This window comes from Phaeobacter italicus (assembly GCF_019801785.1).
GTDB classification, from domain to species: Bacteria; Pseudomonadota; Alphaproteobacteria; order Rhodobacterales; family Rhodobacteraceae; genus Phaeobacter; species Phaeobacter italicus.
This window is the reverse complement of record NZ_JAHVIJ010000003.1, coordinates 243,638-268,543: the sequence shown is the minus strand read 5'-3', so window position 1 is coordinate 268,543 and position 24,906 is coordinate 243,638. Positions and strand designations below refer to the sequence as shown.

Sequence of the window (24,906 nt, the reverse complement as noted above, 5' to 3'; positions counted from 1 at the left end):
GCAAACCTTGAATGGCAATTCAAGAAAAAGTGCAGGCCGCGTGTGACCGCACGCATGGCGCACATAAAAAGGGAGACTGCAATGAAAGACCAACTCGACTATATGACGCAAAGCGTCACCTCCGGAAAAATGACCCGGCGGGAGTTCATGGGTAAGACGGCAGCGCTCGGCATCAGCGCCGCAGTTGCGGGTAGCCTGTTTACCCGTGCGGTCGAGGCCGCAGGCCCGGTCAAGGGTGGCACACTGAAGCTCGCGTCGATCGGCGGTGGCAGCACCGACTCTCTCGATCCGGCGCTGGCAGCAAGCCAGGTGCCCTACCACAACCTCAACCAGTTCGGTGAAACCCTGGTCAACGTGACCGAGAACGGCACCATCGAAAACCGCCTCGCGGAAAGTGTCGAAGCAAGCGCAGACGCCAAGACCTGGACCTTCAAGATCCGCAAGGGTGTTGAGTTCCACAACGGCAAGGAACTGACGGCCGAAGACGTGATGCGCACAATGGAGCGCCACTCCAACGAAGACAGTAAATCCGGTGCACTTGGTATCATGCGTGGCATCGAAGGCATGAAGGTCGATGGCGACAACTTCATCGTCGAACTGGGCACCGCTAACGCCGACCTTCCCTATCTGATGGCCGACTATCACCTGATGATCCAGCCCGATGGCGGTTTCGACAACCCCGCAGCTGGTGTTGGCACCGGCGCCTATATGCTGGTCGCAGACGAGCCCGGCGTGCGCCATGCCTACAAAAAGAACCCCAACTACTGGGATGACACCCGCGGCCACGTCGACGAAGTCGAAATCGTTGTCATCAACGATGCGACCGCTCGTATGGCTGCGCTGCAGTCGGGCCAGGTTCAGATTGCCAACCGTGTTGAGCCGAAAGTCGCAGGTCTGCTTGACCGCGCGCCCAACCTTACCGTGCACTCGACCGCAGGTCCGGGCCACTATGTGTTCATCATGCACTGCGACACCGCGCCGTTCGACAACAACGAACTGCGTCTGGCGCTGAAATACGCGATCAACCGTCAGGAAATGGTCGACAAGGTTCTGCGCGGCTATGGCTCCGTCGGCAACGACATGCCAATCAACGCAGCCTATCCGCTGTTTGACGAAAGCATCCCGCAGCGCGAGTACGATCCGGCCAAAGCGGCGGAGCACTACAAAAAGTCCGGCCATGACGGCAGCCCGATCATCCTGCGCGTCTCTGACGTCGCCTTCCCGGGTGCGATCGATGCCGCCCAGCTGTTCCAGCAGTCTGCAAATGCCGCGGGCATCCCGCTGGAGCTGAAGCGCGAGCCGGGTGACGGCTACTGGTCCGAAGTTTGGAACGCACAGCCGTTCTGTGCCTCCTACTGGGGTGGCCGTCCGGTGCAGGACCAGATGTATTCGACCGCCTATCTGTCGACTGCAGACTGGAACGACACCCGCTTCAAGCGTGAAGACTTTGATGCGCTGCTGCTGCAGGCCCGCGGTGAGCTGGATGAAGCCAAGCGCAAAGCTCTCTACAGCCAGATGGGCATGCTGGTCCGCGACAACGGCGGTTTGATCTGCCCGATGTTCAACGACTTCATCGATGCCACCAGCAACAAGGTCCAGGGCTGGGTTGCGGACCCGACCGGCGACGTGATGTCGGGCAAGTGGTCCCACAAGTGCTGGCTGGCCTGATAGAGGTTCATCCATGCACCCAGTTGTAAAACTCGTGTCCCAGCGCCTCGCGCTGGGACTCCTGCTCCTTCTTGCCGCGTCGGCGCTCATTTTTCTGGGCACCTTGATGCTGCCGGGCGATGTTGCCCAATCCATTCTCGGCCAATCTGCCACCCCTGAAGCCCTCGCAAACCTGCGGGAAGAGCTCGGTCTGAACCGCCCGGCGCTGGTGCGGTACTTTGACTGGCTGTTTGGCGCCCTGCAGGGCGACCTTGGTACGGCGCTGACCAATGGTCAGGATATCGCCGAAAGCATCGGCAAACGTTTGGGCAACACGCTGTTCCTTGCCTTCTGGGCTGCGGTGATTTCGGTCCCACTGGCGATTTTCCTCGGTCTTCTGGCGGTACGCTACCGCGACCGCTGGCCGGACAAGCTGATCTCGGCCGTTACCCTGGCATCGATCTCCATCCCTGAATTCCTGATCGGCTACCTGCTGATCTATTTCGTTGCCGTGCAGATGGGCTGGTTCAGCTCGGTCGCAATGATCAACGATTCCATGAGCTTGCTGGATAAGCTCAACGCGATTGCCCTGCCTGTTGCGGTGCTGACGCTGGTTGTTCTGGCACACATGATGCGCATGACACGGGCCGCGATCCTCAATGTGATGCAGTCCGCCTACATCGAAACAGCCGAGTTGAAGGGCCTGAGCACCTTCCACGTGATTGCCCGCCATGCGTTTCCCAACGCCATCGCGCCGATCGTCAACGTGGTCATGCTGAACCTTGCCTATCTGGTTGTCGGCGTGGTCGTGATCGAAGTGGTGTTCGTCTACCCCGGCATGGGCCAATATCTGGTAGACCATGTTGCCAAACGCGATGTTCCGGTGGTGCAGGCCTGCGGTCTGATCTTTGCCGCTGTCTACATCCTTCTGAACATGATTGCCGATATCGTGGCGATCCTGTCCAACCCGCGTCTGAGGCATCCGAAATGAAGAATATCCCTATCTCTGCCATGATCGGGCTGTTTTTCACGGCCCTCTACTTTCTGATGGCAATCTTTGCCCCCCTGCTGGCTCCCTACGGGATGGCCGAAATTGTCGGTGACGTCTGGGAGCCCCGCTCGGCTGAGCATCTCCTTGGCACCGACAACATTGGCCGCGACCTGCTGAGCCGGATGATCTATGGTGGTCGCACCACCATCTTTATCGCCACGGCTGCAACGGTCCTGTCATTCGTGACCGGCTCTGTCCTTGGCTTCTTTGCTGCCGTTGCCGGTGGCTGGGTTGACCAGGTTCTGTCGCGCTTTGTCGATCTGATCATGTCGATCCCGACGCTGATCTTTGCGCTGGTCGTCCTGTCGGTCATGCCGGTCACGGTTCCTGTCCTGATCGTTGTCATGGGTCTGCTGGATTCTACCCGCGTCTACCGTCTGGCACGTGCCGTTGCTGTTGATATCGAGGTGATGGACTACGTCGAGGCTGCCCGCCTGCGAGGGGAAAAGATGAAGTGGATCATCTTCCGCGAGATCCTGCCAAACGCCCTGTCTCCGCTGGTGGCGGAAATGGGCCTGCGCTTCATCTTCATGGTTCTGTTTGTCTCCACTCTCTCGTTCCTTGGTCTTGGCGTTCAACCGCCTGAGGCTGACTGGGGCGGCATCGTGAAGGAAAACAAGGACGGCATCGTCTACGGGATCCCCGCAGCACTTTTGCCTGCCTTTGCCATTGCCACCCTTGCGATCTCGGTCAACCTGGTTGCCGACTGGGTCCTGAACCGCACAACTTCGCTGAAAGGAGGTCGCGGATGAGCGAACCCCTCGTGAAAGTGCGCAATCTCAAGATTGGCGCAACCGTCTATCCGCCGGGTGAAAAACCCCATGACATCGAAATCGTGCATGGCGTCAGCTTCGATCTGCAGCCGGGCAAGGTTTTGGGGCTGATCGGGGAATCCGGTGCCGGTAAATCCACCATCGGTCTGGCCTCTATGGCCTATGGCCGGGGTGGGGTCAAAATCACCGGTGGTGAAGTCTGGATCAACGGCCGCGACGTTCTGAAGTCAAAACTGCGCGACGTACGCCGTCTGCGCGGGGGTGAGGTCACTTATGTGTCCCAATCCGCCGCCGCGTCCTTTAACCCGGCCAAGAAGATCATGGAACAGGTGATCGAGGCTGCCGTTGAGCAGGGCAAGTTCTCCAAGAAGGAGGCAGAGGCCCGCGCGCGGACCCTCTTTGCCAAGCTGGGCTTGCCGGATCCGGACAACATTGGTGACCGCTACCCCCACCAGGTGTCAGGCGGTCAGCTGCAGCGTTGCATGACGGCGCTTGCCCTGTGCCCTGAGCCGGATCTGGTGGTGTTTGACGAACCGACAACCGCGCTGGACGTGACCACGCAGATTGAGGTTCTGATGGCGATCAAGGAAGCCATCCGGGACACCGGGGTCGCCGCGCTATACATCACCCATGACCTCGCGGTTGTGGCACAGGTGAGCGATGACATCATGGTACTGCGCCACGGCAATACCGTGGAATACGGACCTGTCGACCAGATCATCAACAACCCGCAAGAGGAATACACCCAGGCGCTGGTCTCGGTGCGGTCGATCGAACACGACGAAAAGGCCCCGACCCCAGAGCCGGTTCTGAGCGTGCGCAATATCACCGCGCGCTACAAAGGGACGAAGTTTGATGTTCTGCACAACGTGAATGTTGACCTGCATCCCGGCCAGACCCTTGCTGTTGTGGGGGAATCCGGGTCGGGCAAGTCCACGCTTGCACGGGTCATCACCGGTCTGCTGCCTCCGCGTGAAGGCGAGATCGAGTTTGCAGGGCGCACCCTCTCGCCGGATCTGGCCGGACGCAGCCGCGAAGACCTGCGTGAACTGCAGATGATCTACCAAATGGCGGATGTCGCGATGAACCCGCGCCAGACCGTCGGCACCATCATCGGCCGTCCGCTGGAGTTCTACTTTGGCATGCGGGGTGCGGAAAAGCGCAAGCGTATCATTGAGCTTCTGGACGAGATCGAACTTGGCGAGAGCTTTATCGACCGCTACCCGGCCGAGCTGTCGGGCGGGCAAAAACAGCGCGTCTGTATTGCGCGTGCCCTGGCGGCAAAGCCCAAGATGATCATCTGTGATGAGGTCACATCCGCTCTGGACCCCCTGGTTGCAGACGGCATTCTCAAGCTGCTGCTGGAGCTGCAGAAAATCGAGAACGTGGCCTATCTGTTCATCACCCATGACCTCGCCACCGTGCGGGCCATCTCTGACAACATCGCGGTGATGTATCAGGGCAAGGTTCAGCGCTATGGCGGCAAGACAGAGGTTCTGAGCCCGCCGTTTGACGACTACACCGACCTCCTGCTCAGCTCGGTGCCGGAAATGCGGCTTGGCTGGCTGGAAGAGGTGATCGCCAACCGCAAAATGGAAAGCGCTGGCAACTGACGGCAGACCACCTCAAACACAGCAAAAGCCCGCGCCAACCAGCGCGGGCTTTTGTCCAACTGAACCGCAGCCATAACACGATGGCTGACACATATCCCCTACCCGTCGCATTTGGACCAGCACCGCATGTCGCTGCCACGATGATGGGAACAAACTCACCCGCAAACACAGGATTCGGGTCATGAACAACAAGCTTCTTCTGATAATTCTGGACGGCGTACCCTGGCGCAATTTTCGTCGTCTCTTTGGAAACCTCGAAGGCTGGGTCGAGAGCGGCGATGCGCGGGTCTGGAAACTGCGTGCCGTGCTGCCGTCCACCTCTGCCAGCTGCTATGCCTCGATCCACACCGGGGTCGCGCCTGCGGTCCACGGATGCACTGGCAACGCCAATGTGTTCCGCCTGAAGGAAAAGGACGTCTTTAGCCAGGTGCGTGAAGCAGGCGGAACAACAGGCGCTGTTGCGCACAGCTATTGGTCGTCATTTTTCAATCGTCACCCGTTCGATCCGGTGCGCGACATTGAATACGACGAACCGGAAAGCACGACCATCAATCACGGCCGGTTTCACACCATGTCGGGCTACAACCTCGACAATCAGATGACGCCATCGGACGTTGATCTCTTTGCAACCCTCACCAACCTCTGCCAACGCTTTGGGCTGGACTACGGGATGCTGCATACCTGTACGCTCGACAGCATGGGCCACCGCTATTTCCATGACTGCCAGGAAATGGATCACGCCTGTTTTGTGATGGACGAAATGCTCGCGCCTTTCATCACCCGCTGGCGCGAGATGGGATATGAGGTCATCGTGACTGCCGACCACGGCCAGGACGAACGCGGACATCACGGCGGGCGCGACCCGCTCCAGCAGGAGACCGCGCTTTATTACTTTGGCAATGCCGAAGGGCCAGACGCAGAGGAAGTCATCGACCAGCGCCGCCTCGCCCCGACGATCCTGTCCCGCCTTGGCGCGCCCATTGCCGACACGATGAAGGGCGAGCCTTTCCTCAAGTAAGAAACCGTGGCAGGCTCTGTCTCGTGCAATTTCAGCACCTTGGGAGCCTGCCATGACCAAATCACTTTTGATGTCTTTTTTTCTGACCACAGTGACCCTGCCCGTCGGCGCTTTTGCCGGTGAAACCTGCGAGGACCTCTGGTTCACCCGCAACCTGATCATGGACCGAGCCGGATATTGCTTTGGCAGCGCGTTGGGCCAAAGGCTGTTTGACAATGGCGATTGCCTGGGAAAATCCGTGGTCCTGGACGCCGCCAACTCCCGTCTGGTGCAAGAGCTGCGCGCCCGCGAAGCTCAGTTCGCCTGCAAGGTAGACACCAGCCGACGCAGCCTGTCCCTGGAAGATGGCCATCTGCGACAGTTGCTCATTGATCTGCCCATTGCTGACGATTTGGAAAGCGCATGTCTTGGCTGGCTTGGCAATCCTGTACCGCTTTACTCTGCGCGCAGCGCCAACAGCGCACGGATCGGCTACATCCAGGCCGACGACATCATCCGCTACGCCCATGACTCCATTGGGAACTGGTCCTACGTCACGGTCCATTCCCCTGACTGGCAGCTAAAGACGGGCGGTTGGTATGATCACGATGCTGATCCGGAGGCCTGCGCACAGTTTGCGGGCTAGGACCGACAGTCGTGCCTCAGTCGTAGGGCCATACGCCCTGCCCCAACGCCTCCACCGCAACCGAGATCCTTTCGAAACTGTCACGTGCCCGGCCGACGCTGTGGCGCGCCCGCAGGTAGCCATGCACCAGACCCGGCTCATTGATCCAATGAGCCTTGCCTCCCGCCGCCAGGATCTTGTCCCGGTAATCACGGGAATCATCGCGTACCGGGTCGCAGTCAGCTGACACCAGCACGGTCGCAGGCAGGCCAGAGAAATCCGTATCAGACAGCGGCGCCATCGTCGGATCAGGATCCGTGCCTTGACCCTCTGGCCTGCGGATATCGCCGTAGAACAGGATGTCATCGCGCGTCAGCATGGGCGCATGGGCGTGCTCCAGGTAGGAGCCTGCATTGATGTCACCGCCAAAGGCACCGTAGATCAGCACCTGGCCGACAATCCGGCTGGTCCGCCCCCGAGCGTAATGGGCAACGGCAGCGCAGAGATTGGCGCCGGCACTGTCACCAACAAGTACGATATCCCCCTCATAGCTGTGTTGCAGCCACTCACAAACTGTCCAGGCATCTTCAAAGGCGGCTGGGTGTTTATGTTCAGGAGCCAGCCGGTAGTCCACCGCGACAACCCGATAACCAGTCTGCGCACAGATTTCTGCACAAACGTCATCATGGCTCTCCAACCCGCCGACGACAAAACCGCCCCCATGGCAAAACATGACGGTATAACCGGGCTCGCCCGCCGTGTAGATGCGGATCGGCACGCCCTCAACGGTCCGGTCCTCGCAAGTCACGGCGTCTGGGCGGGCCGCACGGAACTCTGCGGCCATGGCGTCATAGACCTTGCGCTGTTCTTCAATCGACAGATCAACGGCGTCGTCTGGATAACATTCACCCGTCTTGCGGATAAAGGCCCAGGTCTCTTCGTCAATCAGCCGTTCGTAGTTCATCGCCCTGCCCCGTCTGCTGGTTCCAATCCAGCCGAGCCTATCAGCGAATGCGCCAATGGCCATGCCCTTACAGCAAAAAAGCGCCCCGGCGGGGCGCTTTCTGGTGGCTATGATGACGCCCGGCGTCAGTCTTTGGGCATGGGCTCCCACGGGCGCGTAAACACGCCCAGAACATCGCCAATGTCCTTCGCTGTTGCGCCGTTGTCTTCCACTTGGGCAATCAGACCGCGGCTCTTGTCGTCGACCACCTGCTCCACGCGGGCTGGCAGACCCGCCTTCAAGAGCGCCTCGTTGTAGATACGGGTGATCGCGTGCTTGCGAAGATCCGGTTTGAAGACCTTTCCAACGGCGGTCTTCGGCAACTCATCCATGACAGTCACGTGCTTTGGGATCGCCGCACGTTCGTGGACGTGGATCTTGCAATATTCCAGCAATTCCTCAGCGCTTGCAGTCGCGCCGTCGACCAGCTCGACAAAGGCACAGGGGATCTCGCCTGCGTGGGCATCAGGCTGTCCGATTGCACCGGCAAAGGCCACGGCTTCATGCCCCAAAAGCGCCTCTTCAATTTCGGCAGGGTCGATGTTGTGGCCACCCCGAATGATCAGATCCTTCGCACGCCCGGTGATCCAAAGATAGCCATCGCCATCCAGACGTCCCAGATCCCCGGTGCGCAGGTGGGTTCCCTGATAGTAAAGCCCTTCGTTCTTTGCCGCCTCGGTATAGGTATTGCCTGCGTAGACACCCGGGTTCGAAATGCAGATTTCTCCGACCTCGTCCGTGCCACACTCCACAGAACCACCATCGGTCCCCTTGACGATCTTGACGTTGGTATAAGGCAGCGGGATCCCGATAGAGCCGACTTTCTTTTCGCCATCGACCGGGTTGCAGGAGACAAGGCAGGTGGCCTCGGTCAGACCGTAGCCCTCGACGATCTTGACCCCTGTTGCCGATTCAAAGCGACGGAACAGTTCCAGCGGCAGCGGCGCAGACCCCGAGAAGGCGGTTTTCACGGTCGAGATATCAGCATCCACCGGCCGTTGCATTTTCGCGGAAATGGCCGTGGGAACGGTGATGATAAAAGTGATCTTCCACCGCTCGATCAGCTTCCAGAAGTTGTCAAAAACACCTTCGCCCCGATAGCCCTGCGGCGTGGGGAAGACGACATGGGCACCGGACGCGACAGCCGCCATGAGGATCACGTGGCAGGCAAACACATGGAACAGCGGCAGCGGACACATGATGTTGTCGTTCTCGCTGAACAGCAGTTTGCTGCCGAGCCAGCCGTTGTAGTGCATCCCTGAATAGGTGTGCTGCGCGACTTTTGGCATCCCGGTGGTGCCACCGGTGTGGAAGTAACAGGCCACCCGATCGGCTTCGCTGTCGGCAAACGCCAGCTCTGTTGGCTGTTTGCGCAGCTCCTTGTTGAAGTTCTTGTAGTCCGCGTGCGCGAGCTTGTCCTTGTTTTCCAGCTTCGGCCGGATCAGCGGCACGATCCACGATTTGGGTGGGGTCAGATAGGGGTTCAGGTCCACCTCAAGCACCGTGTTCACCTTGGGCGCATGTCGGACGGCCTCCGCCACCTTTTGCGCCACGTCGGTCTTTGGAAACGGCTTGAGTGTCACAACCACCTTGGCGCCTGTTTCCCGCAGGATAGAGGCGATCTGTTCGGGCTCCAGCAGCGGGTTGATCGGATTGGCAATCCCCGCAACCGCGCCGCCAAGAAGGGTCACGACGGTTTCGTTGCAGTTGGGCAGCACATAGGCCACGACGTCCTTCTCTCCCACACCGAGCGAGCGGAACAGGTTGGCGGCTTGCGTGACCTTATCCTTCAACTTGCTCCAGGTGAGCGTCTTCGCCTTGGACTTGGGGCCAGAGAGGATCTGATAGCTGACGGCCTTGTTGTCCGGAAATTTCCCAGCCGTTCGTGACAACAGCCCATAGAGGGTTGTTGGCATATTGCGCTCTGTGAACGGCATTTCATTTTCCAGTGCCAAGCAATCAGCAAGCGTGGCAAATCCCATGTGTTTCCTCCCCTATGCCCCCGTTTCAGGGGAATTCAGTTAAGACAAAATGATTAGAAACGGCGCGCCGCGCAAGCGTGCCGAGCGGGTCACGTCAAGGAAGCCTGCGCTTTGACGCAGCGACACTTGACGTATTTCAACCTTGAAAGTCTCTTTCAGGCCTAACTACGGGGCGGTTCGCCTATTCCGCAGCCACACCGTCGGTGAACTGCAGACGGGCCAAACGAGCATAGAGCCCCCCTTGCGCCACCAGTTCGTCATGGGTCCCGGTGGCAACAATGCGCCCCTCTTCCATGACGACAATCCGGTCTGCCTTTTTCACGGTTGCCAGACGGTGTGCAACAATCAACGTGGTGCGCCCCTGGCTCAGTTCATCCACTGCCGCCTGCACGAGACGTTCGCTCTCTGCATCCAAGGCAGATGTTGCTTCATCCAAGAGCAGAACGGGCGCGTCGCGCAGGATGGCACGGGCAATCGCGATCCGCTGTTTTTGCCCGCCAGACAGCATCACGCCCCGCTCTCCGACATTGCTATCATAGCCCTGTGGCAGAGCAGAGATGAAATCATGGGCCGCAGCCGCACGGGCCGCAGCCTCGACCTCTGCGTCAGAGGCATCAGGACGACCAAAACGGATATTGTCGCGCGCAGACGCCGCGAAAATAACCGGATCCTGCGGCACAAGCGCGATATGGCGGCGGAATTCATCACGCTGCAGGTCCTGCAACGCAAACCCATCCAGCCGAACCGCACCCTGGGTCGGGTCGTAAAAGCGTTGGATCATCTGAATGATGGTTGTTTTGCCAGCCCCGGATGGACCAACAAACGCAACAGTTTCCCCTGGCTTGACGGTCAGTGACACATCAGAGAGCGCTGGGATCTCAGGCCGGGACGGATAGCGGAAAGAAACATCATCAAATCGAATTTCCCCGCGCACCGCGTCGGGCAGCTGCTGGGGATTGGCCGGATCCTGCACGCGGTCCGTAGCCGTCAGCAGCTCTACCAGACGCTCGGTCGCGCCCGCGGCGCGCTGCAGTTCGCTCCAGATTTCCGACAGCGCTGCAACAGATCCCGCGACCAGTACGGCATAGATCACGAACTGTACCAAGGTGCCTTCGCTCATCGCGCCCGCGCGCACGTCGTTGGCCCCCATCCACAGAACGCCAACAACGCCGGAGAACACCAGAAAGATCACGAAAACCGTCAGATACGCGCGTGTGCGGATCCGGTTCATGGATACATCAAACGCTGTCTCGGTCATGCGTGCAAACTCGCCCCGGCTTGCCGCTTCGTGGGTATAGGCCTGGACGGTCTGCACCGCGCCAAGCGCCTCGCCTGCGTTGCCGGAGGAGGCTGCAATCCAGTCCTGATTTTCCTTGCTGATCGCGCGCAAGCGGCGGCCAAGAAACAGGATAGGGACCACAACCGCAGGCACGATCAACAAGACCATGCCTGTCAGCTTGGCCGACGTGAGCAGCATCAGAACCAAGCCACCCGCAAAAATCAGCAAATTACGCAGGGCAATCGAAACCGAAGAGCCAAGCACCGATTGGATCAGGGTCGTGTCCGTTGTGATCCGGCTCAGGACTTCGCCGGTCATGATACGCTCAAAAAACGCAGGGCTCATGCCGATCACACGGTCAAACACCGCCTTGCGGATGTCAGCGACCACGCGCTCTCCCAGTCGTGTCACCAACGCATAACGCAGGCCGGTTCCAGCAGCGAGCAGCGCGGCAATCACAAGGGCCGCGGCAAAATACTGGTTGAGCAGCGCCGCATCTGAAACCCGGAAGTTATCCACCACCCGGCGTACAGCCAGCGGCAACGTCAGCGACAGACCCGCGGTCAGAACCAGGGCAAGCGTCGCAGAAGCCATCAGCAGCCGATACGGGCGCATAAAAGGCCACAACGCGGACAGAACACCAATCTTGCGCGACTTTTCACGCTCTTCATCCGCATTCGGGACCGCTCTATTGCGCGCCATGTCTGCTCCTTCGGTCTTCATATTGCAGGCAATCAATGCCCTGCACATCGACAAGGTTCATGACCGGGCGCGCGCACGGCGTCAAGCACAGAGGCCCCGGCAAACCGCCGCAGCCGTACGAGGGCCAGCAAAATACAGGACGAAGGTCGCTGCGGAGTGTCAAAATGATCTGGGGAAATCCTGGAGCGGGTAGCGGGAATCGAACCCGCACCTTAAGCTTGGAAGGCTCTTATGATACCATTTCACCATACCCGCTCAGGGAATTTGGTCTATAAATCGGGAGTTTCCGGGCGTCAAGCGGCTGTGCGTGCAAATTGCGACTTTTCCTGCCTGCGCAACCGTCTTTCCTGTCCATCAGCTGCCCAGCACCCGTCCGATCCAACCCTTGCGCCGGGTCTCTTCGCTCTCTTCGCCGGTCTCTGGCGGGTCTTCACCTGCCGCTGCATCCTCTGCGCCGTCCCCTTCGATCTCAGCCTGAAAGCGTTCAAAGAACTGATCGGCCATCTTCTTGGCAAAACCATCAATGATCCGACTGCCGAGCTGGGCCAATTTACCGCCGACTTTTGCCTCGACTTCGTAAGTCAGCAAAGTCTGGCCGTCCTCAGTGTCTGCGAGGGTCACATGGGCGTCGCCCTTGGCAAAGCCTGCAGCGCCACCCTTCCCCTCTCCGCGCAGGGTCAGGCTGTTGGGCGCATCAAGGTCCGACAGTGTCACCGTGCCCTTGAAGGTTGCCTTGACCGGCCCAACCTTTTGCACGACCACTGCGCTAAAGCCGTCTTCTGCGTTGCCGGCCATCTCCTGGCAGCCGGGCACGGCCTTCATCAGCGTATCTGCATCCAATAGCCCCTGCCAAACCTCGGCACGTGGCGCGGCAATTGTGCGTGTATCGGCAAGTTTCATGTGCAGATCCTCCTCCTGCTGCGGCTGACCTGCCTTCAATAGCCTGTCTGTCCCGCTGCGGCATATGCGACGTTGGTTCTAAGTGTCAGAGCACCAGCCAGCAGACTAGGACTTTCCGCCTATTGGTGCCAGCGAATAACCCCGCTACCGTTTTCCCGATGCAGCCTGCAATTGAAACCCTGTAGGCAGCTGGGCCATAGTGGCCTCCACCCGCACGCCAGCCCAGCCACCCGTGACACTGTTGGAACGCCAGATGCCAGAGCACCAAAGCCAGCCCCGCCAGGATACTGCCCCAGATGGGGGATCCTCCCCCCAGCGGTTCAACAGTGCGCTGATCGTAGAAGACCACCCGCTGTTTTGCGATGCGCTAGCCATGACGCTGCGCGCGACAATCGGGATCGGCAGCATCGCCACAGCCGCATCCCTTGAGGACGCGATGGATTTCCTGGCCTTGGGCCCGGTGCCCGACGTGATCGTCCTTGATCTGCATCTGCCAGATGTGCAGGGCCTGGACGGACTGGTCCGGCTGCGCAACGCCACCGATACGCCCATTCTGGTGGTCTCCTCAATGGCCGATAATCGCGTCATCAGCACGGCCATCCACGCAGGCGCCGCTGGATTTGTTCCGAAACATAGCCAGAGGGACGTCTACAATAACGCCTTTGACGCCATGCGCCGGGGGATTGCCTTTGTGCCGCCGGGCTATGACCTCCTGCCCCACGACAGCGAGGCCAACGATGCAGCGGACAGGCTGGCGACACTGACCAACCAGCAGGCCCGGATCCTGCAGTTGATCTGTGCTGGCAAACTGAACAAACAGATCGCATTTGACCTGTCGATTGCCGAAACAACCGTCAAGGCCCATGTCACTGCGATCATGCGCAAACTCGGCGTGCAAAGCCGCACGCAAGCTGTGCTGATTGCAAAAGAAACCAGCTTTGCAAACGTCTTGCAAGATCTCGGCTAGGCGGCCTACGATCCCCTATGACGACCAGATCCGCCACCGCGGCGGCCCCGGTTTCCGGGACGCCCCGCGCAGCCAACCCCTCACTTTCATCTCTTGCCGCTGCCTCGGGGCAGATCGTCCGAACGGGTTTTGCCCCGGCTCACGCGCCGGATGCTGTTGACCAACTTGCACAGGCCCTGCATCCGGTGGCTGATTTGGATCTGGTGGTCCTGTTCGTCTCACCCGAAGCCGACGTTGCCCAAGTGATCGCCGCTGCAACCGAGCGATTTGGCCCTGCGCAGGTCGTCGGCTGCACCACCGCGGGGGAAATCGGTGCAACCGGCTACACCGACGGTGAAATCGTTGCCATCGGCCTGCCCCGGAGCCACTTTGCCAGCCGTATCCTGCGCATCGAAGACCTCTCGGCCTATGATCCCCAGGCCATGATTGACGCCATGATCCAAAATCGCACGGAGATGACCCGCACCCATGCAGAGTGGGCGGGTGAATTCGCCTTGCTGATGGTGGACGGGCTGTCGATGCGTGAGGATACGCTGACAGCCGATCTCGCGCCGGGGCTAGGCCCGGTTCCGCTGTTTGGTGGTTCAGCCGGGGATGGTACGGATTTCGCGTCCACGCATGTCCTCTTTGATGGTAACGCCAGACAGAACGCAGCCGTCGTCGTCCAGGTGCGCAGCAGCTGCGGCATTCGCGTTTTCAACACGGATCACCTGCGCCCCACCCAGCAGCGTATGGTCGTCACCGGCGCCAATCCGGCACTGCGGCAGGTCCATGAAATCAACGCCGAGCCAGCCGCGCGAGAATATGCCCGCCTGTTGGGAAAGGATCCCGAACAGCTCACCAGCTTTACCTTCGCAGCCCACCCGGTCGTTGTCAGGATCGGCGGCAAGCATCACGTCCGCGCCATCCGCAAGGTCGCGGACAATGGCGATTTGATGTTCTTTTCCGCAATCGACGAAGGCGTCGTTCTGACGCTCGCTCAATCGCAGGACATGGTCGGGCATCTCTCGACCGCGCTCAACGATCTGACCCGGCAGCAGACACCTGATATCATCTTGACGTGCGATTGCGTCTTGCGCCGGATCGAGGCACAGCAAAAACAGCTGAGCCCACAGATTTCTGCGCTTTTGGCCAGCCACCGCGCTGTCGGCTTTTGCACCTACGGTGAGCAGGTAAATTCGATGCATGTGAACCAGACCCTTACAGGTGTCGCGATCTACCCCCCGACCGAGCCGACCACCACAACCGCGGAGGAAAAAGCATGGTCCAGGGCCTGATTGATCCGCGTGACACGCTGGAACGGCAAAACGAAAAGCTGTTGAAGATCGCTGCGACCCTGATGCGGCGTGTTGAGCAGGACACCGACAGTTCCGGATTGGCATACGCCCAGTTTGAACGGGCAGCCCTTCTAGAAGAGGAAGTGCGCAATCGCACCCGCGATCTTGAACGCACGCTGGATCTGTTGAACCTGTCGAACGCCAAACTGGCCGAGGCCAACCGCGAAACCGAAGCGGCCCGCGCAAACCTTACCAACGCGATCGAAGCGGTTCAGGAAGGCTTTGCGCTGTTCAACGCACAGGACGTGCTGGTGATGTGCAACAGCCGGTTTGGTATGCACATGCCAGACCTGCGCGACCATCTTCAGCCGGAGCTGCGGTTTGACGCCTATGTGACCCTCGTCAGTCAGAACCCCGCGCTGGCGCTGCCGCCGGGAACGACCGCGGCTGATTGGGCCCTGCGCCGGATGACCCGCCATCAGGACCGCAGTGTCATGTTCAACGTCCGTCTGCACGGCGATCTGTGGATGCAGATCAGCGAACACCGCACGCCTGATGGTGGGACGGTGATCCTGCAAACCGATGTAACGGATATCATGCGGCTTCAACATCAAGAGCGCGAAAGGCTCCTTGACGATCAGGCCCGGCTGATCCGGGCAACTCTTGAACATCTGAACCAGGGGGTCTGCATCTTTGACACCCAGCGCAGGCTGCTGGGCTGGAACCGGCTGTTGGGGGATCTCCTGGCCATTCCGGTCGGCCGCTTCCGGTTGGGCAGTCGTTTTGAAACCATCTTGATCCGGCTGCGAGAGGATTTCGATTTTGCCGGGAATATCACCGCGAATGAGGTCGAAACCTGGGCCAAGCAAGACGGCCATCGCCCGGCATTGACCTTTGACATCCAGAACCCCGCCGGCCGGGTGCTGACGGTCTTTATGCAGGACATGCCCGATGGCGGCTTTGTCATCAGCTTCACCGACGTAACCCAAGAGCGCCAGTCAGCGCGCGCCATGAGCGAGGCAAAAGAAACGCTGGAACAGCGGGTCCTGGAACGCACGCTGGAGCTTGAGGATGCTCTGGCAGAAGCCGAACGCGCCAATGCGTCGAAGTCCCGATTTGTCGCGGCCGCATCCCATGACCTGCTGCAGCCTTTGTCAGCGGCAAAGCTGTTCGTGTCGGCCTTGGATGGCGAACTGCCAACCGGAGCGCCGCGCGACACATTGCAAAAGGCAGCCAATGCGCTGGACAGCGTGGAAACACTCCTTGAAGCGCTGCTTGATATCTCGCGCCTGGATTCCGGGCGCGCACAGGTCCATCTGGCTCCTGTCGATCTCAATCACTTGCTGCAACAACTCATGGAGGAAATGCGCCCCATGGCTGAGGCAAAGGGTCTGCGCCTTCGCCTCAGACCCACCGATCATGCCGTGTTGAGCGATATCACCTACCTGCGCCGGATCCTGCAGAACCTGCTTTCAAATGCCCTGCGCTACACCCAAACCGGCGGCGTCCTTGTAGGCGCCCGCGCCACCCGCACTGGCCTGCGGTTGGAAATATGGGATACCGGGTCTGGCATCGCAGAAGCCGATCAGACCCGAATTTTTGGTGAGTTCCAGCGCCTGAACGCCACGGCCAGCGCCGCCGACGGGATGGGCCTTGGCCTTGCCATTGTCGACCGCGCCTGTGCGCTGCTCGGCCATCCTCTCAGCCTGCGTTCCCGTCTTGGCCAAGGGACCGTTTTTGCTGTTGATTTGCCGCGCGCAGGCAACCCGCAGCCTTCCCCACCCCCAAGACACGCCGAGCGCAGCGGCGAGCCCCTGTCCAAGCTGATCGTGCTGCTGGTCGAGGCAGATACCGATCTTCGTGAGGCGCTCAGCCTGACGATGGAGCAATGGGGAATGGACGTGCTGGCCTGCGCCAATCCGGCAGAAGCCCAGAGCCTGATTGACGAAATCGGCTTGCCACCTGATGTGATGGTCGCCGACATCCCCCCAACGGAGTGCCCCGCGACCGCGCGGGCAATGGCTGCTCTCCAAGATAAACATGCCCCTTTGCCACTGTGCCTGATTTCAGCGGGTCGCGGACCACAAACGCAGGCCGTCGCCAGACAGCTCAACGTCCCGCTTCTGGCAAAGCCCTTGAACCCGGAACATCTGCGCAGGTTTCTTGTCGCCCAATCCCCCCGCGCAATTCCCTGACGGCCAAACCAGCGCAAGGGCGATGCGCTGACCCAATATAGATCCCAAATATGTGCCTGCCCCTTGAAAACCGGCAGCGCCAGTTATCTTTCACCCGGTATGGACCAAACGCAGCTGTCCGAGGGACGGCCCCCATGAGAAAGACCCGCTCCATGTCCCAGACACCGACCCGTCCCATCGCGGTGATCACCTCCCACGGCCAACCCTCCGAACCGGCCCCGCAGGAAGCGGCGCTGGCTCAACTTGCCTCTCAAGTTGCGCAGCATCTGCCGGGTTGGGACGTGCGCTCTGCGACCTTGTCGACCCCCGGCCTTCTTGAGCAGGTCACGCCGGATGGCGCGCTGGTCTATCCCTTTTTCATGGCAAACGGTTGGTTCACCGCACAGGTCCTGCCCCGCCGCCTGACAGGGATCGATGCAAAACTGCTGCCCCCTTTCGGTCTCGACCCTGATCTGCCGCAGCTGGCCTGCGACGCATTGCGCAAGGCCTGCGCCGATCGCGGCTGGTCGTTGGCGCAGACCCGCATCCTTCTGGCCGCACATGGCTCTGCCCGCGGCCCCAAAGCCGCAGAGGCAGCCGAGGCCTTCGCCGAAACCATGCGGGCCAAGCTGCCCGGCAGTGACCTTGCCACCGGCTATGTCGAGGAAGATCCAAGGATCGCGGACACAGCCCGCCTGTTCGCAGCCCTCACCCCATCGCGACCTGCCCTCTGCCTGCCTTTCTTTGCCCAGGCCGGCGAACATGTTCGCGATGACATTCCAGAAGCCCTTGAGGAGGCGTCCTTTTCCGGCGACACCCTCCCCGTTTTGGGCGCCCTGCCCGCGGTTCCGTCCCTCATTGCGGCCGCGCTGAAACGGGCACATGACGAGGCACCGAAGCCCTGACAAAAATCCAAGCCATCCGTGCCTGTTTGGACCGCAAAGCCGCATGTTTTGACTTGTGCTGACCCGTGAATCACGATACCTGCTGCCTCACACCACGAAAGACCTTGTTTCCAAGGCAGTAGGCGAGTTGGCGGAGTGGTGACGCAGCGGATTGCAAATCCGTGTACACCGGTTCGATTCCGGTACTCGCCTCCAAACAAAATCAATACCTTACCTGAATTTCCGCGCCGCCAGATTTGCGCCTCTCAACAGACTTCTCAACATTCCTGTTTTGGTTCTGCTCTGTTCCTCATTTGCTGACCAGGGATGGCAGCTGGCCGAACAAACAATTGACGTCACCCAAATGTTCGCTATTTGTTCTCGCTCATGTGGACCATGAAAAGAACAGATATCGGCGGCGAGGTTCTCAAGGATGATTGGGTGATCATCTGGGATGGCCGCGAGGTGGGACGAATTTACTTCAGCGATGTGCCATACAAAACCGCCAACCCGTGGGTGTGGGCGATCTGGGTGATCCCTGCAGAGACCGGGCGCGTAAAAACCTTGGAAGAAGCGAGGGAGACGGTCAGACGTGTAGTGCTGCGCGTGTCTGGCGACTAATCCTAGCGCAGCAACTTTCAGCTCATATCAATCCCCTAATGCGCCGGTGTAAAGCGGACCTTTTTCGACGTGAACAAGGGCCGCTGCCGAACCCATAGAGGATGCTTTACGTAATTTGAAGCGGCGCACGTCTTGGATTCTGTGCCGATGAAAATATGCAGGCCACGGGTGTTTGACATTCAGCATATCGTGGACAAGCGCCGCCACAACGGTCAGGTTTCTTAGATGTTCTTCGTCGAAATAGTCTGAAGCATTTAAGGACTGAGGGGCTGCAACAGCGCGATCCTGCATGTCTATTAGCGCTCGTCGCATTAAAGGTCGCCCGTCAAAGAACTCAGCATCAACCTTCTTGGCATCTTCTTCATAAGAGAGAGCAATACGATCCGCCAAGTCTCTGGACATCGCCAGCTTCAATGGCTTGCCCCCTTCAGGCTGCGCCATAGCACCAATACGCCGAGCGATCTCCCAACCTAGAGTATGGCGTAGCCATTTGGGCTTGTCTTGGTACTGACCTTGCAAAAAATGCAAAAGGGCAAGCTCCCGCAGCCCAAGAGATTGGTTTTCTGAGGGGAAGTCGTCAAGTTCGCAGGGAAAACCGTCGAAAGCCACGTGGGCGAAATCTGCAAGGACCGACCCTGACTTCAGTTCTTCTCGGATCATTGGTCGAAGGATAAAATCCTCTCCGAAACACTCGCGCCACTTCTCGAACCGCGATGAAAAATGGAAACGCCGACTCTCCCAGTTGTGTTGAAAGAAGTCTTGCATTGATCCACGAAACCAGCCGATCTTGACTTGCTCAGCATAGCTGGAGAGGATCCTCTGCGCGTGTGGCCGCACATACGCAACAATCCGGATGCGATCCACGCTAGAGGAAAAATACCGCTCAACGATTTCTTTGAAACGCGGCGCAGGTACATTCTCAAAGACTTCTCCTGACAGAACAACATAGTCTGCTGTCGAATTCCTTATGTGATCTGACAAAGCTGCCAGCCCCAATTGACCAGGTTTGACTTTCGGCGCCGATTCACCACGATCGTCAGCAGTGATGTGCCCCATCAAATAATTGTGGTTCAGCTTTGCAGGATAAAGCAGCTTTGCCCCTTCAATCCGGACACAGTCAGCGGCCAAAGCATTTTGAATTGTGGTGGTGCCGGTCTTGTGATCCCCAATATGGATCACAAGTGTTTTGGGATTCCTTGTTGTCATCGCTTGTGTCTCATTTTTGAATGGTCCTTCATGGCAAGTCCGTTCATCCGACCCCCCAGCTAGCCATTGTGAAAATTGTGTTATTTCAACAAAATACGCTTGAAAAGTGGGCGAAAATTGCCCCGGTCAAATACTCAGTGGAGAACCTAGCATAGAAGTTTGGAAGCACAACCCAGGAGAGATGGGAATCTGATCAATTCCCCAAGCACAAGCGCGAAATCAACACCTCTATTTGTCAAATCTTACCACCAGCACTCAATTGAAGTGCCCAAGATGAAACTTGAAACACAGAGAAAAGTACCTGATGCTTCCGCGGTGTCGCGATCAGCAATTGTCCGAATTTTAATGAGGTTTTTATGTTTAAAAGTGTTTTGGCTACGCTTCTCATCATGCCAGTCGCAGCAAGCGCCGAATATAGAAAATTGAATGCGCAGGAGATCCAACGTGTACTCGGAGGCCAGGAGTTGATCTACGAAGACGGCACTCAGCGCTTCGACCTATCCGGCCAAACCAAGTCAATGTACGACGACGGCACTTATTTCGGCTCGTGGGGTCTCTCTGGCGATCGATACTGCCAAAAGTTCCGTGAAGCAGATGGCTGGCAATGTTACACAGTCCTGAAAGACGCGGAGAGGATCCGGTTCAAAGGCGACGATGGAACCTATTGGACCGGTGAACTAGTCGATTGATGGTGAGGTATTCAGCCTGCGTGCGTCATTTCAAACCAGGAACTGCGATTCTGATCGTGAGCTCGCTACCCTCCGCCCCCCATGAGCCAGACAAAACAGAGTACGCGATCGCACCGGAAACAGAAAGTGTGCCTAAACCTAGCCCCCCCCAAAACACCCCTCGAAAGATCCGGGTAGTTAGAAGTTTGGATCGATCGGGTGTTTCCAATTTCCGTGTCCCTTCGAGCACTGCATTATTAAATGACGCCCAGCCAAACTCACCCTGCTGTCTGTTTGGAACCGGCAATTCGGCTTTCTGACACGGATTTATTTTAACGCTATCTTCTGACGCTTCATTCGGAAGGGTGTCCCTCCATAGCTCTGCCTCCAAAACTTGGGTGTAGGTCGCGACCCTCTCGATGTATACACGTTCCATTTTTGACTTGCTCCAGCCCAAGAAGACCACCACGACAGGAATGGTTAGAAGACCTGGGAGAGCAACAGGATTTTCTAGGTATTTTAAACCTTCGCTGAAGAACCAGCCGTAGTATATAGCCAACGAAACAACCACATACGAACTAACGCGCTGCAACTCTGCAAGCGCACCGGACATCTTAGAGTGCATGAGTTCAAGCTCTTTAAGTCGACTTTCTGTCAATGGATCGTAGCCAGACAATTTAAATTCCCTCACACTTTCAAGGCGAAAACCTTGCTGATCTCTCATCTCAACAGTGTTCGGCAAAACCCTGCACGCTGCAACAACAAGCGCAATAATCCGCAAAATGAATTTTGCGCCTGTTGCACCCCATCTAACGCGACCTTAAGTTTGGCTGAACTGGTCGGGGGAAAGGCGGTGCCGTGGCAAGAGTTCCAAGCCTTGGCACCGTCTCCAAACGAAAAAGCCCCGCTCACCGGCGGGGCTTACACGTTGCAGTCATGCGGGTATCCGTTCGCGTCACCCATGACAGCCAGTTGTCTGGCAGTGCCTGCGGATCATCCGGCATCGTCGCCCTCGCCTCACCGTAGGAACCGCAGCCTGCATCACCAGCTATCAGAGTTTCGCCGCAGCTGCTCAATGTTGTCAGCGCGGCTATTCCCGCGCAGATCGTCCACTGCTTCACGACCGGCCTCCTTTCGCTTTGCGCCGTCTTTCAGCGTTTCGATGTAGGTTTCCTTGCGCCCCTCGGCCTTCTGTGACCGACCATAGACCCAGATGGCCGCGAGGAACGCCCCAGCGGCCACCAGATAGCCCCAGGCGCGGGACAGGAGCCGGGTGATCATTGGCGCTTCTCCGGGGCCGTGACGGACGCCCAGAAGCCGAGAACGGCCATGATGACACCCACCAACGACGGCCAGCCAGCGGCGCCGATCAGAGCACGCAGGAGTGCGGCCGGATCTTCGGCGGCCAAAATGACCGCCAGCACCGGCCCGATCGCTGTCAACAGGTGGCGGAGAGCGCCCTGCACTTTGGGATTTCGCAGCTTGTTCATGTCATGCCTCATTTGTGGAAATTGGAGTGCCGCCGGGGGTCAGGAAAATGCGGCGGCCTGTAACCGGGGTGCCAATCGGCCAGCGCGACGACAGCAGCCGGGATTTGGCGATCCGGGTGACGGTGACGGCGTTTGCCTGATTGCCACCCAAGACGTGGAAATGCGTGTCGTCTTCGCCGTGATAAAACCCAACGTGACCAGCCCAATGGCTTCGGCTGATCCGCCAGAACACCAGAATGGCCCCGAAGACCGGATCGCACTCATGGCCCCAGTGCTGCCAGTTGCGGGCGCCGAGCGGGTTCCTGGGCAGATCAATGTCCGGATCCGCCGCCCGGTGACAGGTTGCAACGAATGCGCCACACCAAGGGATTTCGCGCGGGTCGATCCACGCCACAGAGACATCAAACCAGCGCCGCAGGGCTGCAGTGTCGCGCTGCTCGTGCAGGCCGCGCATCTTTGCCGCTTCGGCCATCCATGGCAGGTCTGACCGCTTTCCCACCGCAGGCATCAGCGCCGCGCGGGTCAGAGGGCCGACATAGGGCCGCGCGCGCAGACCGATCGACCGCTTGAACGCAACAACCGCGGCGTCTGTGCGGGGACCACGCAGCCCATCGATCGGGCCCGGATCAAAACCCAGCTGAGAAAGCCGCTCCTGCAGCCAGAGTGTTTCCGCGTTCATGGTGTTACCTCAAATGTGTTGCTGGTGCGCCTGACCTCGCGCGCCCTGCCCTGCGTTGGATGGATGCGCCAGAGGGTGTTCACCCGATACTCTCCCGGCGGCAGGTGAAGCGGATCCGCCCACGTCCACCAGCAGAGATCGAGCTTGTCCGGCAGCTGATTTTCCGGCCGATAGTCATTGGCGCCCTGAAAGGTGCGATAGGTGGCCCAGCCATAAGAAGCACGCCCCATAATGGTGACGGTCCACGCAGCCTTGAATGGCCTGTTGATCTCCCGATCAAACTGCATTTCCGGACAGTCACCGGCTGAAGCATCGGCAACCCGCAACTCCCCGGCCTCGAACCACCAGCTGGCGGGTAGCGCGCTGGTCATGAGGCTCAGCGCAAGCACCGCACCCCAAGCCCCAGCGATAAACTTGCCCCAGGTCATTTCTTGTTCCCCCGCAAAAGTCGGACTGCATCCTCAATGCCGAGGGAGAGCACCTGCCGGGCGATATGCTCACCGGTCAGCGCGATCAGCGCACAAACGGCGTAGGTGTAGACCTCGCCATCCAGCTCCAACCAGTCCATCAGCGGCTCGGTGAACACCAGAGCGCAGCAGATCGCTGACGCGGTGGTGGTGATGGCCCCGAACAGGGTGATCTGGGGCGAGGCGCGCAGCTTGAGCAGGATTGCCGCCGCCATTGCCAGCCAGAATTCCATCGAAAACAGCAGGTCTCTCATGTGCTTTGCTCATCTCCATTTGTGGATGGTGACGGCCAGCACCATTGCCAGCCTGCGGACGCGCGAAACGCCAGCGGCGCGCAGCGCTTCAGAAAAGGGTGCCGCCGCGCTGACCCGCCCCCAGCCAAGCCGGTGAAGGGCGAAATCATGCAGCGCAGCAGCTTTCAGATAGCGGGGATCGTGCCGGTCAAAGATCCACCCGACCCAACGGGGGATTGAAACGTCAAAGGCAAAGCCCGGCGGCACGTAAAGAAAGAGACCGGAGCCCTTAGCCCCGATCTCCCATGCGATTTCAGATGTGGTTAGGTATCCGTCCCCGTGGCGGATGCACCAATCAGACGGTCGGCCAGGCATCCAGAACGGCCTGCGCGCCGTTGGGAAGGAAGCCGACAGTGGCAAGAGCAGCAAGCCCCGGTGCAACCTCCGGATCGTCCCGCTGCACCCGCTCTGCCATGTCCAGCATGACCCACATTGCAGCAAGCTCAGGAGCTGCGCGCGCCTGCACCAGCATTTGGTGTGTCATACCGCCCGGCCCCATGCACAGGCGTGAAAACTCGATCCGGGTCAGTGCGGCATAGACGGTGGGCCGAGGGGGCAGATCTTCAACAGTCCAAGCGCTCCCGCTCCAAGTGACCCGCTGAGTTACCGGGTCGTGATCAGGGCGTTCAGGCGAGACGATGTAGCCTGCATCTGCGATTTCTTCAGCGGTGAAGCTGGCCGGATCGGTGCGGCTGCGCCCGTCGCTCAGACGAATGCGATGCGGCAACGGTGCCGGGGCGGTGGTGGCGGTGTGATAAAGTGTCATCGCGCGCTCCTTATGGTCGGGTGATGGTGTTGGAGGTGCCAGAACCAGTGTTCAGTCCAGATGTAACCGACCACTCATCGTCCCAAGTCTCCCCATCCTGAGAGGATTGGACAGTCACACTTGTTGGGTGTCCGCTTGAGGAGTAGTTGCTCCAGCTCACTTCGTTGATGGTCGTATCTGCGGCAAACCGCCACCCCGCCCATGATGGGGCTCCACCGATATCGTACCAGTAAGGCACCCCAGAAGGCCCTCCGAAGATATGATAAACTGCATAAACTTCAGAACCTGCGTAGCAGTCTTTTGACATTGCGCGATAGGGCGCTTCAGCGGGCACGGTGACATCTGCGCCACCTGGAGTTTCTCGAAATTCCATCGATAATATTTTCACGTCTGATCCATCGGTAGAATTAATCAGCAGGCGCCAAAACCTCTTTCCGGATAGTCCGCCACCCTTCCCCGCCCCCTTCAGGCTGGCCCCGGCAGACGCCAGTCCGCCCAGATGATGAACCCCGCGCATCACACAGACTCATCGTAGTAGGTCACGGTCAGCTCCAGATCGCCAGCCGCAGAGGCGAGCGCCTGTAGCTTGTCGCCTGCTGACAGCGCGAACGCCCCGACAGTCATAGTGCGGCTGTCCTGAGCATCGATCGTGACCTGATACGCCAGGCGCGTGACCGCATCTGCGTTGCTGGCATCGGTCCACTGAATGGTGGCGTCTGCCGCATTCGCACCGTCCACATTGCAGACCTGGATCAGGGTGACGTAGCGAACAGTATCGGCCGGAACGGTGAAGATATCAGCGGCTGCAGTGGTGAGCGCCACTCCAATTGTGTCGGTCATGT

The 24,906-nt window shown here is 59.1% G+C and carries 26 protein-coding genes and 2 tRNA genes; 13 read left to right on the top strand and 15 right to left on the bottom strand.

The genetic code is table 11. The features are described from left to right. Positions 1 to 81 precede the first annotated feature (81 nt). The 6 genes from KUV39_RS08900 (at position 82) to KUV39_RS08875 (ending at position 6,727) form a co-directional block, all read left to right on the top strand. Positions 82 to 1,668, top strand: a complete 1,587-nt coding sequence (locus KUV39_RS08900; protein WP_008560285.1) for an ABC transporter substrate-binding protein — start codon at positions 82 to 84, stop codon at positions 1,666 to 1,668. 13 nt (positions 1,669 to 1,681) lie between these two features. Beyond that, positions 1,682 to 2,638, top strand: coding sequence for an ABC transporter permease (locus tag KUV39_RS08895; RefSeq protein WP_008559095.1), 957 nt, complete (start codon positions 1,682 to 1,684; stop codon positions 2,636 to 2,638). Next, positions 2,635 to 3,450 carry an ABC transporter permease gene (locus KUV39_RS08890; RefSeq protein WP_008561483.1) on the top strand — a complete coding sequence of 272 codons (816 nt, stop codon included), beginning with the start codon at positions 2,635 to 2,637 and terminating at the stop codon, positions 3,448 to 3,450. The genes KUV39_RS08895 and KUV39_RS08890 overlap by 4 nt, the downstream gene beginning before the upstream one ends. Next, positions 3,447 to 5,084, top strand: a complete 1,638-nt coding sequence (locus KUV39_RS08885) for an ABC transporter ATP-binding protein (protein WP_008563239.1) — start codon at positions 3,447 to 3,449, stop codon at positions 5,082 to 5,084. The genes KUV39_RS08890 and KUV39_RS08885 overlap by 4 nt, the downstream gene beginning before the upstream one ends. 181 nt (positions 5,085 to 5,265) lie before the next feature. Beyond that, positions 5,266 to 6,102, top strand: coding sequence for an alkaline phosphatase family protein (locus KUV39_RS08880; protein WP_050672220.1), 837 nt, complete (start codon positions 5,266 to 5,268; stop codon positions 6,100 to 6,102). A gap of 52 nt (positions 6,103 to 6,154) precedes the next feature. After that, positions 6,155 to 6,727 carry a DUF4453 domain-containing protein gene (locus KUV39_RS08875; protein ID WP_222459577.1) on the top strand — a complete coding sequence of 191 codons (573 nt, stop codon included), beginning with the start codon at positions 6,155 to 6,157 and terminating at the stop codon, positions 6,725 to 6,727. Between the two features lie 16 nt (positions 6,728 to 6,743). Here KUV39_RS08875 and KUV39_RS08870 read toward each other — a convergent pair whose 3' ends face one another. From KUV39_RS08870 to KUV39_RS08850, 5 genes are all read right to left on the bottom strand, one after another. Continuing rightward, positions 6,744 to 7,670 carry an alpha/beta hydrolase gene (locus KUV39_RS08870; protein ID WP_046211074.1) on the bottom strand — a complete coding sequence of 309 codons (927 nt, stop codon included), beginning with the start codon at positions 7,668 to 7,670 and terminating at the stop codon, positions 6,744 to 6,746. A gap of 125 nt (positions 7,671 to 7,795) precedes the next feature. Next, on the bottom strand, positions 7,796 to 9,691 hold the full coding sequence (locus KUV39_RS08865) for an acyl-CoA synthetase (RefSeq protein WP_222459576.1): 1,896 nt from the start codon (positions 9,689 to 9,691) through the stop codon (positions 7,796 to 7,798). 181 nt (positions 9,692 to 9,872) lie between these two features. Continuing rightward, positions 9,873 to 11,672: an ABC transporter transmembrane domain-containing protein gene (locus KUV39_RS08860; protein WP_222459575.1), complete on the bottom strand. Its 1,800-nt coding sequence runs from the start codon at positions 11,670 to 11,672 to the stop codon at positions 9,873 to 9,875. A gap of 181 nt (positions 11,673 to 11,853) precedes the next feature. Continuing rightward, positions 11,854 to 11,927, bottom strand: a tRNA-Gly gene (locus tag KUV39_RS08855). 99 nt (positions 11,928 to 12,026) lie between these two features. Beyond that, positions 12,027 to 12,572, bottom strand: a complete 546-nt coding sequence (locus KUV39_RS08850; protein WP_222459574.1) for an SRPBCC family protein — start codon at positions 12,570 to 12,572, stop codon at positions 12,027 to 12,029. A gap of 253 nt (positions 12,573 to 12,825) precedes the next feature. Here KUV39_RS08850 and KUV39_RS08845 point away from each other — a divergent pair, with 253 nt between their 5' ends. The 6 genes from KUV39_RS08845 to KUV39_RS08820 all read left to right on the top strand — a co-directional run bounded on the left by KUV39_RS08845 (position 12,826) and on the right by KUV39_RS08820 (position 18,495). Beyond that, positions 12,826 to 13,539, top strand: a complete 714-nt coding sequence (locus tag KUV39_RS08845) for a response regulator transcription factor (RefSeq protein WP_222459573.1) — start codon at positions 12,826 to 12,828, stop codon at positions 13,537 to 13,539. A 17-nt stretch (positions 13,540 to 13,556) separates the two neighbouring features. Then, positions 13,557 to 14,816: an FIST N-terminal domain-containing protein gene (locus tag KUV39_RS08840; RefSeq protein WP_222459572.1), complete on the top strand. Its 1,260-nt coding sequence runs from the start codon at positions 13,557 to 13,559 to the stop codon at positions 14,814 to 14,816. Further along, positions 14,801 to 17,011 carry a hybrid sensor histidine kinase/response regulator gene (locus KUV39_RS08835; protein ID WP_222459571.1) on the top strand — a complete coding sequence of 737 codons (2,211 nt, stop codon included), beginning with the start codon at positions 14,801 to 14,803 and terminating at the stop codon, positions 17,009 to 17,011. Before KUV39_RS08840 ends, KUV39_RS08835 begins: the two co-directional genes overlap by 16 nt. Positions 17,012 to 17,145: 134 nt before the next feature. Further along, positions 17,146 to 17,895: a CbiX/SirB N-terminal domain-containing protein gene (locus tag KUV39_RS08830; protein ID WP_222459570.1), complete on the top strand. Its 750-nt coding sequence runs from the start codon at positions 17,146 to 17,148 to the stop codon at positions 17,893 to 17,895. A 121-nt stretch (positions 17,896 to 18,016) separates the two neighbouring features. Next, positions 18,017 to 18,090, top strand: a tRNA-Cys gene (locus KUV39_RS08825). A 180-nt stretch (positions 18,091 to 18,270) separates the two neighbouring features. Next, positions 18,271 to 18,495, top strand: a complete 225-nt coding sequence (locus KUV39_RS08820; RefSeq protein ID WP_222459569.1) for a hypothetical protein — start codon at positions 18,271 to 18,273, stop codon at positions 18,493 to 18,495. Between the two features lie 27 nt (positions 18,496 to 18,522). Here the strand turns inward: KUV39_RS08820 and KUV39_RS08815 are convergent, their stop codons facing one another. Continuing rightward, positions 18,523 to 19,701 carry a hypothetical protein gene (locus tag KUV39_RS08815; RefSeq protein WP_222459568.1) on the bottom strand — a complete coding sequence of 393 codons (1,179 nt, stop codon included), beginning with the start codon at positions 19,699 to 19,701 and terminating at the stop codon, positions 18,523 to 18,525. Positions 19,702 to 20,057: 356 nt separating this feature from the next. On the opposite strand from KUV39_RS08815, the gene KUV39_RS08810 reads away from it, so the two are divergent. Beyond that, positions 20,058 to 20,390 carry a hypothetical protein gene (locus KUV39_RS08810; RefSeq protein ID WP_222459567.1) on the top strand — a complete coding sequence of 111 codons (333 nt, stop codon included), beginning with the start codon at positions 20,058 to 20,060 and terminating at the stop codon, positions 20,388 to 20,390. A gap of 25 nt (positions 20,391 to 20,415) precedes the next feature. On the opposite strand, the gene KUV39_RS08805 is transcribed toward KUV39_RS08810, so the two are convergent. The 9 genes from KUV39_RS08805 to KUV39_RS08765 all read right to left on the bottom strand — a co-directional run bounded on the left by KUV39_RS08805 (position 20,416) and on the right by KUV39_RS08765 (position 24,904). Next, positions 20,416 to 21,045 carry a hypothetical protein gene (locus KUV39_RS08805; protein WP_222459566.1) on the bottom strand — a complete coding sequence of 210 codons (630 nt, stop codon included), beginning with the start codon at positions 21,043 to 21,045 and terminating at the stop codon, positions 20,416 to 20,418. 365 nt (positions 21,046 to 21,410) lie between these two features. Continuing rightward, a complete protein-coding gene (locus KUV39_RS08800; protein WP_222459565.1) occupies positions 21,411 to 21,650 on the bottom strand; it encodes a hypothetical protein in 240 nt (79 codons plus the stop codon). Beyond that, on the bottom strand, positions 21,647 to 21,859 hold the full coding sequence (locus KUV39_RS08795) for a hypothetical protein (RefSeq protein ID WP_222459564.1): 213 nt from the start codon (positions 21,857 to 21,859) through the stop codon (positions 21,647 to 21,649). The genes KUV39_RS08800 and KUV39_RS08795 overlap by 4 nt, the downstream gene beginning before the upstream one ends. A 1-nt stretch (position 21,860) precedes the next feature. After that, complete coding sequence (locus KUV39_RS08790; RefSeq protein WP_222459563.1) at positions 21,861 to 22,538, bottom strand: NlpC/P60 family protein; 678 nt, start codon at positions 22,536 to 22,538, stop codon at positions 21,861 to 21,863. Beyond that, the gene (locus KUV39_RS08785) at positions 22,535 to 22,966 is read right to left on the bottom strand and encodes a hypothetical protein (RefSeq protein WP_222459562.1); all 432 of its coding nucleotides are present in this window, start codon (positions 22,964 to 22,966) and stop codon (positions 22,535 to 22,537) included. The genes KUV39_RS08790 and KUV39_RS08785 overlap by 4 nt, the downstream gene beginning before the upstream one ends. Continuing rightward, the gene (locus KUV39_RS08780; RefSeq protein WP_040179284.1) at positions 22,963 to 23,259 is read right to left on the bottom strand and encodes a hypothetical protein; all 297 of its coding nucleotides are present in this window, start codon (positions 23,257 to 23,259) and stop codon (positions 22,963 to 22,965) included. The genes KUV39_RS08785 and KUV39_RS08780 overlap by 4 nt, the downstream gene beginning before the upstream one ends. Before the next feature lie 9 nt (positions 23,260 to 23,268). Next, positions 23,269 to 23,613, bottom strand: a complete 345-nt coding sequence (locus KUV39_RS08775; protein ID WP_222459561.1) for a DUF1353 domain-containing protein — start codon at positions 23,611 to 23,613, stop codon at positions 23,269 to 23,271. After that, positions 23,594 to 24,064, bottom strand: coding sequence for a hypothetical protein (locus KUV39_RS08770; RefSeq protein ID WP_222459560.1), 471 nt, complete (start codon positions 24,062 to 24,064; stop codon positions 23,594 to 23,596). The genes KUV39_RS08775 and KUV39_RS08770 overlap by 20 nt, the downstream gene beginning before the upstream one ends. Positions 24,065 to 24,580: 516 nt before the next feature. Then, positions 24,581 to 24,904, bottom strand: coding sequence for a hypothetical protein (locus tag KUV39_RS08765; protein WP_222459559.1), 324 nt, complete (start codon positions 24,902 to 24,904; stop codon positions 24,581 to 24,583). Positions 24,905 to 24,906 lie beyond the last annotated feature (2 nt).